Raw genomic sequence first — 16,953 nt, 5'->3', positions numbered from 1 at the left:
TTGCGAGCCCCATGCCGTCGTTCTTCAAGCGTTCCCTGTTGCCCAAGCTGCGCGGCTTCCCTGTCACCCCCGACGCCATCGACGTGCTGTGCGGCGCCGCTGAGTTTCGCCGTTGCTTGCTGGAACAAATTTTCCAGGCTACCCGGCGTATCTACATCATCGCGCTGTACCTGCAACAGGACGAGGCCGGGCAAGAGATCTATGACGCTTTGCACGCGGCCAAGGCCGCTCGGCCCGAACTGGATATCGTGGTGGTGGTCGACTGGCTGCGGGCCCAGCGTGGCCTGATCGGCGCCGGCAAGCAGCCGGGTAACAGCGCCTGGTACCAGGCCATGACCCAATCCCACGACAGCAAAGTGCCGGTGTACGGCGTACCGGTGCAAACCCGCGAACTGTTTGGCGTGCTGCACCTCAAGGGCTTCGTGATTGATGACAGCGTGCTGTACAGCGGCGCCAGCCTTAACAATGTTTATCTGCACAAGTTCGACAAGTACCGCTTCGACCGTTACCACCTGATCCACAACAAGCCACTGGCCGACTCGATGCAGCATCTGGTCGAACATGGGCTGGTGACCTCCAAGGCCGTGCACCGCCTGGACCTGCCCGATCTGCCCAGCACCCGCAGCTTGCGCAATGACATTGGCGACCTGCGCAGCCGCCTGAAACATGCAGCCTATGACACCAACGCCGGTAGCGTGGCCAACCCTGGCCTGTCAGTCAGCCCGCTGCTGGGCGTCGGCAAGAACAACCCCCTGAGCCGCGCTATCTGTGAATTGATCGCCAGTGCCCAACATCAATTGACCCTCTGCACCCCCTATTTCAACCTGCCGTTGCCAGTCACACGGGAAATCAACCGAGCCCTGGCCCGAGGCGTGAAGATCGACGTAGTCGTCGGCGACAAGACCGCCAACGACTTCTATATTCCGCCCAGCGAGCCCTTCAAGGTGATCGCCGCGCTGCCATATCTGTACGAAATCAGCCTGCGCCGCTTTGCCAAACGTCACCAGCCGATGATCGACAGCGGGCAGTTGAACCTGCACCTGTGGCGCGATGGCGACAACACTTATCACCTCAAGGGCATGTGGGTCGACCAGCGCTACACCTTGCTCACAGGTAACAACCTCAACCCTCGGGCGTTTCGCCTGGACCTGGAAAATGCCTTGCTGATCGATGATCCCAAGGGGGAGTGGCTGGAGCCGCGACGTACCGAGCTGGCCAGCATCTTTCGGCACACCTCGCGAATAGAGGGCTACCAGCAACTGGACACCCTGCTTGGATACCCGCCTGCCGTGGGCAAGTTCCTTCGGCGGGTCAGCCGCGTGAGGATCGAACGCTTGCTGTACCGGATCTTGTAAACAGCACAGGAGTTTCAGCGCGCCATTCTCACTAGAGTGGCGCGCCCCCACGCTGCTTATCCCTTGTCACAAGCCACTCATTGGCCCAGTTTCTTGAGAAACTCGTGATACAACGCTGCGGTTTCCGCCGGTTTTTCAACCATAGGCAGGTGACCGACCCCGTCCCAGGTTTCCACCCTCAAATCCGCGATGCCCTTGCTCCATACTGGCACGCTACTGACATCGATCACCCGGTCCTGGCGACCCCAGAGCAGCAGCGACGGGGCGCGGATGTCGGCCAGGCGCGGTTCCATCGGTGGGCTAGCGCTAAAGTCGGCGAAAATCTGCGCCAGTTCTTCCCGGCGCTGTACATAACGCTCGCCCAAGGCCGCCATCACCACGCCCGGCACCCAGGGCGGCGAGGCCATGGTCATTGCGTAGAACGAGATGAAATCCTTGCGTGAGTGCACGAGGGACGGGTTATGGCCGGCGGCCAGTTGGCGGTCCATGTCGCTGGGCTGGGGGGAACTGACCCCGGACGGAGCGAGTAGCGCCAGGCTCAGCACGCGCTCAGGAGAAGTGGCCGCCAGCCATGCTGCGAGGTAACCGCCCATGGAGTTGCCGATCACATGGACCTTGTCCAGGCCACAGGCGTCGAGCAGCTCGATCACCCGCCGGGCCTGGGTTGGGATGTCATAGCCACTGCCGGCCTTGAAGCCGGTTTCGCCATGGCCGGGCAGGTCGATGACCACTACCCGGTAGTCACCGACAAAGTGCCGGGCAACGCGCAGCCAGAGTTCCTTGTCGCCGCTGTAGCCGTGCAGCATCAGGATGCTGCCGGACGGTTCGCACGGCCCACCTTGCCAGGTCGACACGGTCATCTCGCTGATGGGCACGGTGATTTTTCGCAACCGGTAGAGGCGTGCCTCCAACGCCATGATCAGGTCGTACAGGACATGGCCGATGCCCGGATACGTCAACCAGCCCCAGGCGATAAACACAGCAAGCACTATCAACACCACCAGCATGAACACCAGCATATCTTGCCCTCCATGGGGCACGGAAGAATGTGATCGTCCTGCCTGTCAGGCAGTGACAAGTGAGGCTGAAGCCCGGAAACATCGCGATGGCTTATGCACTGGGCTTGAACGACAGGATGTCGATGTTCTTTTTGCGCAGGCTGCTCTGGGGCGTCAGGCGCATATACCAGTCTCGAAACCAGCAGGCGAATGTCGACTCGGCCTGTTCGATGCCACTCATGAAGCGCGCGGAATTGACGATCCCATTAGCCCGTGGGTGTCGATGCGCCTGGTAGTCCGCCAGCGCGGTGCGCAGGTCCGGCGTTTGCGCCAGGCGTTCGGCCAGCACCACGGCATCTTCAATGGCCTGCGCCGCACCCTGGCCCAGGCTGGGCAGCATGGGATGAGCCGCGTCCCCCAGCAGCGCCACGTGCCCGTCACAGAACTGCTCTACGGGCTGGCGATCCCGGGCATGCATCTTCAATAGGGCACTTTCGGGGGTGGCCTCGATGGCCGCGATGACCTCCGGTGCCCAGCCGACGTACGCGTCGAGCACTTCCTGTTTGCTGATGTTCAAGGCGGCGTCTGCTGCGTTTTCGTGGTTGCAGGTCCCCCACCAATACGCCTGGCCGTCCCCCACATCGCAGAGCCCAAAGCGCTTGCCGCGGCCCCAATAATGCGCCACATAGCCTTCGGTCATCACCGGATGGCTGAAGGGCGTTACCGCCAGCCAGGCGATATAACCCGATGGCCGTGTTGGCGTCTCGCCCAGCATCTGCTGGCGGATCACCGAGTTAAGGCCGTCTGCGCCAACCAGCAGCTCAGCTTCGTGGGTACTGCCATCTTCGAAGTGTACCGCCACGCCATCCGGGTGATTGGCGTAACCCACGCAGCGCAAACCGGTTGTCAGGGTGTCGGGTGTGAGCTGCTGCGCCAGAGCACGCAGCAGCAAGGGGCGCTGGATATTCACACTCGGGTGACCCAACTGCTCGCCGATCTCATGGATGGGCATGCTGGTGATGGGGCCTCCATTGTGTTTCTTGAAAAAAAACTGTCGGATCACCTGGCCTGCCTGTTCTACCGGAACATGGGCATCGATCGAGTGCAGCGCCGCCATGGCATTGGCCATGACGGACAAGCCGGTGCCGCCGGTACGCAGCGTCTGGGCCGCCTCGAAAACCTTGACCTGCCAGCCCGCACGCTGCAGCGCAATGGCCGCGGTCAGTCCTCCGATACCGGCGCCCACCACGATGGCTTTCCTGGGTTCTGTCATGCTGTTTTCACCTGTATCAAGCCCGAATCTACCGGGCATTTAAGTCAAGCGGAGCTGTCAGTCCTGCTCCGTTGCCGTCGGTAGCGGTTAGGCGAGTGCCGCCCTGGAACCAGCGCTCCTGGCCCGGGTCGCGTCTATGCGTAACTTGATGAATTCGCCCACCCCTTCGATATGAGGCTCGCGCATCATGGTCAAATGGTCGCCTTCCACGGCGACTCGCTGTACTTGGGGAGCAATCGAGCGCCACCCGCGGTACGGATCGCGAAATGCGGTACCCACCAGTTCATGCGGGGCTTGCAGCACATCGGGCAGCTCCACATCCGCGGCGAACAGCGTGATAGGCAAGTCCAGTGGCGGGAAGCGGTAGTCCAGCAGCCCCTGCCAGTTGGCATGGAAGACTCGGAACAATTGATCCAGTGTCGCCAGGGTGATGGTTTCGTCGAACATGCCCTGGTCAATGCCATGCTGCCTGATCGCCTCGAAGGCGTGTGAGTCGCTCATGGAAGAGAAATCCAGGGCCTGGTAGTCGTATTCCTTTTGACCGTCGCCGCTGAGCAATTCCCACATGAACCAATTCATGAACTCGGTGCGTTCGATCTGCACCTCGCCCTGCCTGACGCGCACGATGGTGTCGAGTAGAAACACGTTGTGCAGACTCCGCCCGCGCCGCTGCAACTCGCTCGCCAGCTCATACGCCACGACGCCGCCATAAGACCAGCCACCAATATTCAACGGGCCTTCAGGCGCGACCTGTTCAATGGCATCTGCGTAATACACCGCCTGGGTTTGCACCGATTGCAATGGCTCACGGGCATCCCATGTTCCCGGTGCTTGCAGTGCATAAAGATGCACCTGGTGCTTGAGGACTCGCGCCAGAGCCGCATAGCACAGCACGTGCCCTCCGATGGGATGCACCAGGAACAGGGTCGGCTTGCCCGTGGCGTTTTTGAAATCCACCAGCGCGCCGGTGTCAGGGTGTCCGGTTTCGGTCTGTTGCAACACCTGGGCGAATTCGGCGATGGTCGGGGCCTGGATGAAGTCTGACAATGACGGCTCCAGGCCCTGATGCCTGGCCAGCATGGCAACCAGTTGCACCGCCTTGAGCGAGTTGCCACCGAGCTCGAAGAAGTTGTCATGGACGCTGATGTCTTCCAGACCCAGGGTTTCTTGCCAATAGGCTTGCAGCAGGTCTTCCCTGGCATTTCTGGGCGCGGTAAAGGCGCGCAGCAAGGTGTTTTGAACCTCTACCTTCTGCAAGCGCTGACGGTCGATCTTGCCGGTGGGGCCCAGCGGCAGTTGCGCAATGCTCACCAGCGTGTTCGGCACCATGTAGTCGGGCAGCGCCAGGCGCATTTCGGCCTTGAGTTGATCCAGGTCCGGCGTGCGCCCCGGCATAGCCTGGATGAAGCCCACCAGATAACGACTGCCATCGCTTGCAGGCTTGTCGATGACCGCCACCTGCTGGATATCAGCTCCGAACCGGGCAGAGCCATGAATGGCCACTTCAATCTCGCCCAGCTCGATGCGATAACCGCGGATTTTGACTTGTGCGTCGCTACGGCCCTGATAGACGAGGTCGCCCCAGGGCAGGTAGAACCCGATGTCTCCAGTTTCATACAATCGCCGAGTCTCGCCCTCCAGCTGCCGATAGATAAAGCGTTCGTCGGTCAGGTCGGGTCGACTCCAGTAACCGTTGGCCAGGCATGCACCTTCGATGAACAGGTCACCCATCACCCCGACCGGACATGCGTTACCCGCCGCATCCAGGACATGCATGCGTACCCCGTCGATGGGTCTGCCGATCGGCGGCATGCTCGGCCAGGTCGCCGTGGCGCCTTCAAGCTTCAGGCTCGTGACCACATGGGCCTCGGTGGGGCCGTAGTGGTTTTCGACCCGGCAATCGTCGAGGCCATCAATCAGGCCACGGATTTCGCCCGTGATTTTCAGCTGCTCACCGGCCACGTTGACCTGGCGCAACGATACGGGACGGATCCCCAGCTGCATGGCAACTTCGGCCAGGCCCTGGAAGGCAACGTAGGGCAGGAACAGGCGATTCACCTCCTGCGCGCAGATGAATTTCAATAACCGGATGAAGTCATAGCGCAGCGCTTCATCAATCATCACCAGCTCTGCGCCGCAAGACAGGGTCGAGAGAATCTCCTGGAACGATACGTCGAACGAAATGGGCGAATATTGCAGCGTCTTCAGCGATTCGGCCGGGCAGGCGTCTTGCGCCTGCCGGCGGTTCTGCCAAAGGATCATATTGGTCAACGCACGGTGCGGCATTGCTACGCCCTTGGGACGGCCCGTGGAGCCCGACGTATAGAGCACGTAAGCGTTATCTTCACCCTCAATGTTGGTCGCGATGGATGCAACCAGGTCGTGACTGTGCGCCAGATTGCCATCGAACCCGGCGACCACGCTGTCCCAGTGACGCTTGTCTGCCTCGCCTGCCAGTGTCGTCGCCAGGTTCGCAGACGCGTCGGCGAATAATACGAGGCACGGTTGTGAATCTTCGAGAATCAGCCGGATGCGGTCATCCGGGTAGCTCAGGTCAATCGGTACATACGCGGCGCCGGCCTGTATGACACCGAGCAGGGCAATGATCAGGTCAGGCGAGCGGGGCATCATGATTGCAACCCGATCTCCCTGGCCGATACCGTGCTGGTGCAGCCAGCTCACCAGTTGTGCACTGGCGTTGCTCAGTTGGCGGTATGACAGGCGGGCCTGGTCAAGACCCACGGCGGTCCGTTCGTCATGGCGGACGAAACTGTCCAGCAACAAGCTCGACAGATTGCCATGAGGCAATGCTGCGGCCGAGGTTGGCGTGGCCTGCTCGAAAGTCGGTGACCAGGCCGGTATGCAGGGCTTGGCGTCGGGCGCGGCCATCATCAATTCCAGCGTGCGCAGCAAGTAATCGGCATAGGCATCGACCTGGCTGGTGGCGACCCGCGCAGTGCGGTAGTCCATCTTCAACATCAGTGAGCCGTTGCCAGGATGACGGCCTATCGTGGTCAGCAAGTCATAGTTGCTCGCTTCCGTTGTCTCCCAGTCAGTGAGGACTTCTTCGCCTTGTGCCACCATGTCTTTGAGCACATAAAAATCGACGTAATTGAACACCACGTTCAAGTCCACGTCGGTTTCGCGGTGAATCAGTGCAAATGGGTAGCGCCGATGAGCGAACACCTGTTGTTCCTGGGCAATCGAGGCCCGGACCACCTCAAGCCAACTCTGGCCCTGGGTGCTGAAGCGCACGGGCAGGGTATTGAGGAACAGCCCCAGGACCGAGGCGGCATCTTCGAACTCTGGCCGACCATGGCTGATGACGCCACACAGCACTTCCTTTTGATTGGACATGATGGCTTGCGCAAAACCGTGGGCCGTCAGCAAGACAGCGCGCAACGGCAGGTCCCTGGCACGGCAGAACGCTTCGAGCCGGGCCAGATCCACTGCGGGTATTTCTCGGTAGGCCGAGCGGTGCGGCGTTGGGTCCGGGGCAACTACATGGACCCAACTGGTCATGGAGGCGGCGGGTGCGTCGCGCAGGTACTCGCTCCAGAACTGGCGATGCGTATCTGCTGTGATGGCTTCCTGTTCCAGGGCCACGAAGTCGGCCGGCGTGGTAGTCAGGACGGGCAGTGCGTCAGCCCCCGGCGTCGCGGTGTAGAGGGTGATCAGGTCGCGCATCAAGGTGGCAACGCTCCACCCGTCGAGAATCGCATGATGGAAGCTGAAAACCAGGTCGATCTCATCTGCCGCGACGAACACGCAAAACTGATACAGCGGCGCTTGATGCCAGTCTTCGCGGTAGCGCTTGCGTTCCTCTACATAGGTGGAAATGGCCTGGGTACGTGCCTCGGGGCTCAGTGAGACGACATCGATGACTTTTACGGGAGACTCGACCCTCGAGTGCACCCGGGCCATGGGGACTTCGGCGTGGCCGATGTCGAACGACATGCGCAGGGCCGGGTGACGCCGGATCAATGTGCTGCAGGCCCGGTCCCAGGCCACCGCATCCCAACGCAGGCGCAGGCGGTAGCGGAAGATGTCGTGATAGATCGCCGAGTCCGGGTGCATCATCGAGTGATAGATCATCCCGACTTGCAACTGCGAAGCCGCAAACACGTCATCGAACAGGCCCGCGCTGGCCAAGCGGATCTCTTGTGGCACCTGGGCGAAAGGCGCCATGTGTGCCAAGGGCTGCAGCCCCGTTGGTGAGGCGTCTTGCGTCTGAAGACGCTGGGCCAGTTGAGCGATGGTCGGATGCTGGTAAATCTGCGCCAGCGTCAGCGCAATCCCTTGTTCACGAGCCTTGATCTGCAAGTGAATGACCTTCATGGAGTCGCCGCCCAGCATGAAGTAGTTGTCGTGGACGCCCAGTGCAGTGCGTTTCAGGTTGTCCTGCCAGAGTTCGGCCAGCGCCTGTTCCAACGCGGTGCGTGGCGCTGTCGCATCGGTACTGCCCGAGGTTTGCATGGGCTCGGGCAAGGCCTTGCGGTCCAGCTTGCCGTTCACATTCAACGGGAACTGCTCAAGCTGAATCAGGTGCCTGGGTATCATGTAGTCAGGTACTTGCTGGTGCAAAGCTTCCCGCAGCGCTTGCGGTGAAAGCACGCATCCGGGTTCGCTCACCAAATAGGCGCTGAGGTATGCATCACCTTCGGCTTCCTGGCGAGCGATCACGACCACGTCCTTGACACCTTTGCAGGCGAGCAGACGCGCTTCGATCTCGCCAAGTTCGATACGCAGGCCGCGGATTTTTACCTGGAAATCGTTGCGTCCCAGGTATTCGATGCTGCCATCGGGCAGCCAGCGCCCCAGATCGCCTGTCTTGTACAGGCGAGCCTGGGGGGAGGCCTGGAACGGGTCGTCGATAAATCGTTCGGCCGTCAGTTCGGGGCGGTTCAGGTAGCCTCGCGCGACACCTATGCCACCGATGTGAAGCTCGCCGACGACTCCAGGTGGCAACAGTTGCAAGTTCGCGTCGAGGATATGCATCTGGATATTCGCGATCGGCTGGCCGATCGGTACGATGCCTTCGTGCAAGTCGGGCCGGCAATGCCACGCTGTCACGTCAATAGCCGCTTCGGTGGGGCCATAGAGGTTGTGCAACTGCACCCTCGGCAAGTGTTCGAAAAAGCGCTTCTGCAAGGCATGGGGCAGCGCTTCGCCACTGCACAGGACCTGTTTCAGGGCTGGTAAGCGCTGTGGCTCGACCTCGTCGAGGAAGACCTGCAACATCGACGGGACGAAATGCAGCAGGGTGATGCCGGCGCTTGCCATGATGTCCATCAAGTAGCGAGGGTTCTTATGCCCGTCGGGGGCGGCGATGACCAGTTGCGCGCCACTTAGCAACGGCAGGAAAAATTCCCAGACAGACACATCGAAACTGAACGGGGTTTTTTGCAGGACGCGACTGTGTTCATCGACCCCATAAGCATCACGAGCCCAGAGCAATCGATTCACCACCCCGTCATGTTGGTTCATGACCCCCTTAGGCAGGCCGGTGGAACCGGAGGTGTAAATCACATAGGCCAGGTGTTGGGGTGTCAGCCCCAGCGCAGTGGCGTTCGGGTTGTGCTCCGGTTGTTGGCGCAAGCGTTCATGGTCGGTGTCCAGGCACAACACGGGCATCGTTACGGCGGGCAGGTGCGTCAATAATCCACGGGTGGTGATCAGCGCGCTTGGCGCACTGTCGCTCAGCATGTGGCTCAACCGGTCTGCGGGATAACCCGGGTCCAGGGGCACGTAGGCGGCGCCCGCCTTGAGAATACCCAGCAGGCCTACCACCATCTCCAGGCTGCGCTCCACGCAGATGGCGACCCGAGCGTCCGGGTCAAGACCCGTTTCCAGCAGGGTATGGGCCAATTGGTTGGCCTGTCGGTTCAGTTGGTCATAGGTCAGCGCCTGATCCTCGAAGCGCACGGCGATCGCTTCGGGGCGGGCAGCGGCCTGGGCCTCGATCAATTGATGGAGCAGCACATCCCTGGGGTAGTCGACTTCGGTGCGATTGCGTTCACGCAACACCAGGCGCTCCGTGGGTGGCATCAGGTCAAGAGTGTTGACCGGTACGTCGAAATCATCCGCCACGCACTGCACAATGTTCATGAAGCGCTGTTGCAACGTCGCGATCTGCGTTTCTTCGAAATAGGCCTCGTTATAGATGAAATGCATCCACACATCGTCGTCCGGCGCGGACTCACGAATGTGCATCGCCAGTGGCATCTGTTCATAGCCGTTGCTGAGTTTGACGGGCTGCGCAGGTGCCGGGCCGTACCAGGTGTCCTGATCCTGTTCGTAGGACACCACCAGGTCGAACAACTGTCGCCGATCCAGGTTCTGCAACCCCAGTTCACGGTTCAGTTCACTCAACGGAAAGCGTTGATAGCGATAGTCCTGCTTGAGGGTCACGGCAATCTTGCCCACCAGTTCCCCAAAGCGCAGGTCGGTGCCCAGGCTTAGGCGCACAGGGCTCATGCCGACGAACAACCCCATCGTGGCCTTGTGTGCGGCATTGGCGCGGTTGAGGATGGGCAGGCCGATCACAATCTCGTCGCGTTGCTCGGCCCGTGCAAAGTAGCTGTATAGCACCGCCAGCATTACGTGGAATACAGTTCCCTGGCCGGACGCTTTCGCCTGTTCGCCGAGACGATTGTAAAGCGCACGGGGCAAGCGCCAGGCATGATTCTGGCTGGGTGTCAGGCGTGGCTCCCATCGGTCTTGATGGCGGGGCGCGAGCAGGGGCTGGGGTAGCGTACGGTATTTATCCAGCCAGTACTGGCGTTGGCGCTGGAAGGCGGCCGAGTCTTTGGCGGTGCTTTGTTGCTCGATATACGCTTGATAGGTCGGCGCCGTTACCTCGCTTTCCGTCTGGTCATGCAGTGCGGTATAGGCCTGGCTGAAGGCCCGGCCGATCATGGCGAAGGACCAGCCGTCGATGATCAGGTGATGACAATTGACGAAAAAGTAGTAGAGGTCTTGCCGAACCTTGAGCAGGTCGGTTCGCAACAGCAACCCGCTTTCAAAGGAAAACGGGGTTTGCAGTTTTTCCTGGAGCAAGGCCAGTGCGCTGGCCTGCGGATCGTCGTGAGCTGATACGTCGTGCAAGACCAGCGGCGTGCTGACCGACCCGAGGAACCGTTGCCGCGGCAGCGGATGATCAGGCGAGCCGGGTACCAGTTGGATGCGTAGCGCGTCGTAGCGGCCGGCTACCTGGTTGATCGCTTGCTGCAGCCTTGAGGCATCGACCGGGCCATTGATGCGCGCATAGCCGCCGATGTTGTAAAGCGGGCTATCACCATGCAGTACCTGGTCCAACCAGATATCCAGTTGCGGGGCGGTAAGAGGGTAAAGCACGTGTTCTGTACTCGAAGCGGGGGTGGCCTGAGCCATGGTGTTCTCCGTGGGCCAATCCGCTGGCCCGCTGAAACGAATGAAAAAGTGATGTCTTAAGTCCCGACCATTGGCGGCGCACCGTCAATCCCCGATTAACCCTTGATTACGCCACGCGGTATTTATGTGTGCGGGCGAGTGCCTCGACTTGCAGCGCCGCCGCTTCGCTGGCGCTGTCACCACTTGCAATAAGCTTGCTATAGCGCTCACAACTGGCGCGTATGTCATGACTGCTCAACACCTTGTCCAAGGCCGCGGCCAGCGACTCGGCGGAGGCTGGAGCGAGTACCTGCAGGCCGCACCCCATGCGCTCCATTCGCGTTGCATTGTCGAACTGGTCGTGAGCGAACGGCGTGGCGACCTGCGGCACCCCGGCGGTGATTGCCAGTGCCGTGGTCCCGATGCCGCCGTGATGCACCAGCGCCGAGCTGTGAGGCAGGATGCGGCTCATCGGCACGTAGCGCCTTACCAGAATCCTGCCGTCGCTGGGCAACGGGCCTACCGGCTGGCTGGTCAGGAACACCCCGCGGCGGCCGACCAACTTCAGCGCCTGGGCCGCAGCCGAGAAATACTGCTCACTGTTGACCGTGGTCGAACCTGGGGTAAACACCACCGGTGAGGCCTCGCTCAAGAAGTCCTCCAGTTCGGCGTCGGGCTCCTGGAAACTGGATTCATCGAATAACGGGAACCCGGTCAGTACCGTCTGGGCAGGCCAGTCCTGCTGGATGGGGGCGAACCAATCCGGAAACAATCCCAACACCCGGTCGGGCGAGGAGATCCACTGGCTGATGATGCGTTTGACCGGGGGCAAACCCAATTCACGGCGAAAAGCGTTGAGCTCCGGCTTCATGAGCCGATCGAGAAAGGTGTGCTCGATGACACCCAGCAGCAGGCGTCTCAGGGGATACGGGACAAAAGCCGGCAGGTTCGTTCCTGGTGGATGGGTGGGACGCGCGAGGGGTGACCAGATGGCGAACGGTGTGACCTGGCCAGTGATCAGCGGAATGCCGTGTTTTTCTTGCAGCAGGCGGGCAGAGAATGCCCACAACGAACCGAGCATGACGGTGTCGTCGTCACAGGCTTGTTCCAGTAGCCGATACTGTTCGCGTAACGTACCGGCGACGGATTTCCATAGGGTGGGCAGCGACGTGCGTGGATGCCACAACGCCGGGTCAGCCATGATGGTGCGATATTCCTCGGCGGTACCCAATGGCAAAAACTTGAAACCGCAGCGCTCGATCACCGGCGCGAACGCTGCGCTGGCGCAAAACGTTATCCGATGCCCGCGTGCTGCGAGCGTGCGCCCGATCCCGATAAATGGGTGAACGTCACCGGCTGAGCCGATGGCCGTAATGATCACATGCATAAGACTCCCTCTAAAGTGATCTTGCGGTGGGTAACACTCCTGATTTACGGCGATCAGATATCGTCAACAAAAAACGATTCAGCATGAGAGAAGATTAGGCGTTTGCAGGCGGGAAAAGTCTGTAGCGGAATACAGGGACATCTGTTCAGGTGATTCAGGGCTGCCGGGAAACCCGTATCGATCGGGGCTGCGTTTGAAAATTTCACGCCTGATCCAGCGGTGAAATAAACGCTTGTAGGCGCATCAAGGCAGGCAAGCTCCTCGACCGCGCACCGCGCACCGCGCACCGCGCACCGCGCACCGCGCAGCAGTGCAAGTGCGCGGCATGAGGTTTTCTTGTCAGTTCAGACCCAATTTCCCACGCAGGGTCGAGAGGTCTTCCGCCAGCGTATTGACCGGGCCCACCAACGCCTTGCGGTCGTTTTCCTTGACCTTGTCGTAGGTTTCAAAACCGCCGCCCTGGGTCTTGTACTTGGCCAGGATCTTGTCGACGGTGGCAAAGTTCTTGTCGACCTTGACCAAGAATTGCTTGTCCTGTTTGTCGATCTGCCCACGGAACAGGTCGACGATTTTTTTCGCACCGTCGATGTTGCCTTGAAAGTCATACAGGTCGGTGTGGCTGTAGCGGTCTTCTTCGCCAGAAATTTTGGTGGCGGCCACTTCTTCCAACAACGCAGCGGCACCGCCAACGACTTTTTCCGGTGGGAAGGTCAGGCCGTCGACACGGGTTTGCAGGTCCTTGACGTCTTTGTTCAAACCATCGGCCAGGGCGTCCAGGCCTTGGGTGGTGTGCTCGGCAAACAGGCTGTATTCGAGACGGTGGAAGCCGGTGAAATCATCGGCCTTCACGCCGTTCTCATGGTCGTCGACCCGGGAGTCGATGGAGGCATCGAGGTCGCTGAACAGCTCGGCGATCGGCTCGATGGATTCATAGTGCACTCGGGTGGGTGCATAGAGCTTCCTGGCGGTGGCCAGGTCGCCTTTTTTCACGGCGTCGGTGAACGCCTGGGTTTGGGTCACCAGCTCACCGATTTGTTCGGTGACGTAAATCTTGTAGTCCGACACCGGGCCAACCAGGTCCAGTGGCGCTGTCGCGGCAAAGGCCGCCAGCGGCGATAGGGTCATGAACAACGACAACGCGAGAGACGACTTTTTCATGGGACGGTTTCCGTTGTGGGGGCTGGGTTTCAGGTAGTGGCAGTGGTTTGCGGGCGCGTGGCATCCAACAGCGTGCGTCCAAGGAAGTCCCGGGGGCCGGTGACACCCGGCAGGGTGAAGAAATAACCGCCGCCGACCGGCTTCAGGTATTCCTCCAGGGGTTCGCCGTTGAGCCGGGTTTGCACGCTGATAAAGCCTTTCTCCAGGTCGGCCTGGTAGCAGATGAACAACAACCCCATATCCAGCTGGCCGTTTTTATTGACACCGTTGGAGTAGTTGAACGGCCGGCGCAGGATCAGGTTGGCCTGGCTTCCAGGGGTGCGTGGATTGGCCAGGCGGATATGGGCATCGAGCTTGGTCAACTTGCCTTGCGGGTCCTTGCTGTAATCGGGTACCTGGGTTTCTTTCTGCCCGTCCATGGGCGCGCCACTGGTCTTGATCCGGCCGAGGATGCTTTCCTGTTCCTGCAGGGGGGTACGGTCCCAGCGCTCGACAAAGTTACGAATGATCCGCACTGCCTGGTAGCTGCCATGGGTGGCCCAGGCCGGTTCGTCACTGCCAGGTTGGACCCAGACGATCCGGTCCATGGCCTGTTCGTCGTTGGAGTCCGGGTTGGCCGAGCCGTCACGGAAACCGAGGAAGTTGCGCGCACTTTGTGCCGGTGTCCCGGGGCGGGCAGGGGCCTGTGGCGGCACGCTGCCTTCCTGTTTCCAGCGCACCAGCAGCAGGTCAGGCAGGTTTTTCACCATGTCGCGCAGGGCGTGGATATTGGTGTCGGGGGTGTTGGCGCTGAACTGCAGGCTCAGGTCGCCGTGGCACTGGGCCGCTTCCAGGGCATCATTGGGGAAGCCGACCATGCGGGTCAGGCGCTTGGGCTTGGCGCTGGCCAGGCCGAAGCGCTCATCGAACAACGACTCGCCCACCGATACAGTGATGGTCAGGTTGTCAGGCGTGACCACCGGCCCGAGGATTCCGGAATCGGTGGGTGGCAGTTTCGGGTCGACCTGCGGTACGGGGCCGCCAGTCATCAGGAAGTCGATACGTTCGGTCAGTGTACGCAGCAGCCGCTCCAGGTCATCGCGATCGCTGGCCAACACGTCGAAAGACACCAGCATGCCGCAGGCTGGACGTGGGGTAACGATGCCGGTTTGATGCTTACCCTGGAAATCATGGCGCTCCTGGGTCTTCTCGCTGCTAGGCGCGGTGGTGACCTGGGCCGCGGCCATGGCCGGGCAGCTCAGGCTTGCACCGGCAATCGCTGCACCGGTGGCGGCCATGCCCAGCAATACATGACGACGCTGGGGGGAAAAAGTATCGGAATCACTCATGTCTAGTGGGTCTTCACTGTAGGCCGGAAAGGCCAAGGGCGGGATCGATTCCATCGAGTGCAACGGCCAGAGCCTTGGCCTTGTTGGCGATCAGCTTGCGCTGGTCTGCCGTGACGCTGTCATAGGTGCTGTAGTGGTTATCCACCTTCAAGCCGTTGAGTTCGGCGTCGAAGGCGGCGAGGGCGGTGTCGATCCCCGGGAGTACGCCTGCGGCCGACTTGCTCAGTAGCGGCCGCATCAGATCGACCACCTTGCGGGTGACGTCCAGGTTGGCGGCAAAGCCGTTGAGGTCGATATGGCTGTAGCGTTCTTCTTCGCCGCTGGTGGCGCGAACATCCGCCAGGCTGTTGAGGTTGCGCACCAGAATGCTCACCAGTTGCTCCGGTGGCAGCGACTGGGCCAACAACTGTTGCTTGAGGGCGGTGACGTCGGTCAGTAAGCGCTGGGCAACCGGTGCCAGGCCGTCAAGGCTGCGCTGCTGGAACAATGCGTACTCGATACGGTGGAAACCGATGAATGCCGGGTCTTGCTCGCGTTTTTCGAAGTAATCGGCGCGGGCATTGATGGCATTGTCCAGTTCCGCCAGGCGTTGCGAGGCGGGTGCCAGGCGCTGATAAGCCTCGCGGGCCGGTACATAGAGGGTCTGGGCCAGGTTCAGGTCGCCAACTGCGATGGCCTGGTCAAGGGCCGTGACGGCCTTGATCAGAGTGCTGCCCTGGCCGCTCAAGTACACCCGGAACTCCGACAGTGGCCCGATAAACGCCACCATGGAGGGTTTGGCCAAGGCCTGTGCATCCGACTCGGCGGTCGGCGTCACATGCAAGGTGCCGCGTGGGTTGCTCAGCAAGCCGCAGGTGATCGCGTAATCACCCGGTAGCAGGCGGGCGTTGATCACCTGACTCAGGCCTGGGGCGATGTTTTCCCGTTCTTCGACCACCAGCACGCCATCGAGGATTTCCCATTCCACCGCCCGGTCCGAGCGGTTGATGATGCGAAAGCTGGCGCGACCGGCAGGTACCGTCAGCGCATTGGGTTCGCAGCTATGGGCGTGGATCGTCACGGCAATTTCATTGTGGTTGGTCTGGCGTTTGGCGGCGGCTATTTGCGAGGCGTAGTAGAACAGGCCTGCGCAGGCGATCATCACGAGCGCCGAGCCGGCCACTGCCCAGCGCAGGGCACGGGGAGGCGAGGCCGGTTGAGGGGATTGGCTGGACAAAATACGGTCCTTACAGGCTGGAAGCGGAAGGGGTGCGGTTGGTGGCGGGTTTGGTGGGCGCCGTGGGCAGGAAGAACATCACCAGGGCAACCAACAGGTAGATCAGGTAGGCACCCAATGTGCTGACCGTCGGCGCATCCTGATAACCGAACATCCCGGCCAGCACGGAGCCCAGCGGGCCGTCCATGGGCAGGACGGCACTGAAGTCGAACAAGACGGTTTGCAAATGGTTCCAGATCCCGGCTTCGTGCAGGGCTTGCACCGAATTGGCGAGAATGCCGGCGGCCACCACGAGGATGAACAGGCCGGTCCAGCGAAAGAACGCGCCAAGGTTCAGGCGCATGCTGCCGGTGTAGATCAGCAAACCGACGACGATCGCCAGGATCAGGCCGAGCAGGGCACCGATGGGCGCGGCCGGGCCTTCACTCTGCTGGAACACCGCCAGCAGGAAAAACACCGTTTCCAGGCCTTCCCGGGCGACCGCGAAAAACACCATGGCGATCAGCGCAGTGACCTGATGCCGGGAACCGGCCAACGCGTGATCGAGGGATTGGTGCAGGGAATGCTTGATGGACCGCGCCACCTTGCGCATCCAGAACACCATGGAACTGAGAATGCCCACGGCCACCAGGCCGACAATGCCTTCGAACAATTCCTGCTGCTTTTGCGGAAACTCCGCACTCATCAACTCCAGGCCACCGCCCACCAGCAGCGCCAGGGCAGCAGCAAGGAAGACACCGACCCACACAGCAGGCATCCATTGGCCGCGCCCCGTTTGCTTCAAGTAACTGGCGATGATGCCAACGATCAATGCCGCTTCAATCCCTTCGCGCAGCATGATTAGAAATGGAACAAGCATTCGGCACC

Annotated in this window: 9 protein-coding genes; 1 reads left to right on the top strand and 8 read right to left on the bottom strand. The window is 60.9% G+C overall.

Annotation, left to right across the window (positions count from 1 at the left end; translation table 11 throughout):
* Positions 1-11: 11 nt before the first annotated feature.
* Positions 12-1,355 (top strand): CDP-diacylglycerol--serine O-phosphatidyltransferase, encoded by a 1,344-nt coding sequence (pssA, locus tag GIR22_RS09560; protein WP_154743094.1) that lies wholly within the window; start codon positions 12-14, stop codon positions 1,353-1,355.
* 77 nt (positions 1,356-1,432) lie between these two features.
* Here the strand turns inward: pssA and GIR22_RS09555 are convergent, their stop codons facing one another.
* From GIR22_RS09555 to efeU, 8 genes are all read right to left on the bottom strand, one after another.
* Positions 1,433-2,362 (bottom strand): alpha/beta fold hydrolase, encoded by a 930-nt coding sequence (locus GIR22_RS09555; RefSeq protein WP_154743122.1) that lies wholly within the window; start codon positions 2,360-2,362, stop codon positions 1,433-1,435.
* A 103-nt stretch (positions 2,363-2,465) separates the two neighbouring features.
* On the bottom strand, positions 2,466-3,626 hold the full coding sequence (locus GIR22_RS09550) for an FAD-dependent monooxygenase (RefSeq protein ID WP_154743093.1): 1,161 nt from the start codon (positions 3,624-3,626) through the stop codon (positions 2,466-2,468).
* An 87-nt stretch (positions 3,627-3,713) separates the two neighbouring features.
* The gene (locus GIR22_RS09545; protein WP_154743092.1) at positions 3,714-11,018 is read right to left on the bottom strand and encodes an amino acid adenylation domain-containing protein; all 7,305 of its coding nucleotides are present in this window, start codon (positions 11,016-11,018) and stop codon (positions 3,714-3,716) included.
* A gap of 106 nt (positions 11,019-11,124) precedes the next feature.
* The gene (locus GIR22_RS09540; protein ID WP_154743091.1) at positions 11,125-12,384 is read right to left on the bottom strand and encodes a glycosyltransferase; all 1,260 of its coding nucleotides are present in this window, start codon (positions 12,382-12,384) and stop codon (positions 11,125-11,127) included.
* Between the two features lie 339 nt (positions 12,385-12,723).
* The gene (gene efeO / locus GIR22_RS09535) at positions 12,724-13,542 is read right to left on the bottom strand and encodes an iron uptake system protein EfeO (protein ID WP_154743090.1); all 819 of its coding nucleotides are present in this window, start codon (positions 13,540-13,542) and stop codon (positions 12,724-12,726) included.
* Positions 13,543-13,571: 29 nt separating this feature from the next.
* Positions 13,572-14,870, bottom strand: coding sequence for an iron uptake transporter deferrochelatase/peroxidase subunit (gene efeB / locus GIR22_RS09530; protein WP_154743089.1), 1,299 nt, complete (start codon positions 14,868-14,870; stop codon positions 13,572-13,574).
* A 13-nt stretch (positions 14,871-14,883) separates the two neighbouring features.
* Complete coding sequence (gene efeO / locus GIR22_RS09525; protein ID WP_154743088.1) at positions 14,884-16,086, bottom strand: iron uptake system protein EfeO; 1,203 nt, start codon at positions 16,084-16,086, stop codon at positions 14,884-14,886.
* A 10-nt stretch (positions 16,087-16,096) separates the two neighbouring features.
* Complete coding sequence (gene efeU / locus GIR22_RS09520; protein WP_154743087.1) at positions 16,097-16,945, bottom strand: iron uptake transporter permease EfeU; 849 nt, start codon at positions 16,943-16,945, stop codon at positions 16,097-16,099.
* Between the last annotated feature and the right edge of the window lie 8 nt (positions 16,946-16,953).

The organism is Pseudomonas karstica (assembly GCF_009707515.1).
GTDB classification, from domain to species: Bacteria; Pseudomonadota; Gammaproteobacteria; order Pseudomonadales; family Pseudomonadaceae; genus Aquipseudomonas; species Aquipseudomonas karstica.
Note: the sequence above shows the minus strand (reverse complement) of the source record. Positions and strands in the feature narration are given on the sequence as shown.

What these genes read in the sequence shown, in the direction of transcription:
- pssA (WP_154743094.1), top strand. Translation starts at nt 12, where the DNA reads ATGCCGTCGTTCTTCAAGCGTTCCCTGTTGCCCAAGCTGCGCGGCTTC.
- GIR22_RS09555 (WP_154743122.1), bottom strand. Translation starts at nt 2,362, where the DNA reads ATGCTGGTGGTGTTGATAGTGCTTGCTGTGTTTATCGCCTGGGGCTGG.
- GIR22_RS09550 (WP_154743093.1), bottom strand. Translation starts at nt 3,626, where the DNA reads ATGACAGAACCCAGGAAAGCCATCGTGGTGGGCGCCGGTATCGGAGGA.
- GIR22_RS09545 (WP_154743092.1), bottom strand. Translation starts at nt 11,018, where the DNA reads ATGGCTCAGGCCACCCCCGCTTCGAGTACAGAACACGTGCTTTACCCT.
- GIR22_RS09540 (WP_154743091.1), bottom strand. Translation starts at nt 12,384, where the DNA reads ATGCATGTGATCATTACGGCCATCGGCTCAGCCGGTGACGTTCACCCA.
- efeO (WP_154743090.1), bottom strand. Translation starts at nt 13,542, where the DNA reads ATGAAAAAGTCGTCTCTCGCGTTGTCGTTGTTCATGACCCTATCGCCG.
- efeB (WP_154743089.1), bottom strand. Translation starts at nt 14,870, where the DNA reads ATGAGTGATTCCGATACTTTTTCCCCCCAGCGTCGTCATGTATTGCTG.
- efeU (WP_154743087.1), bottom strand. Translation starts at nt 16,945, where the DNA reads ATGCTTGTTCCATTTCTAATCATGCTGCGCGAAGGGATTGAAGCGGCA.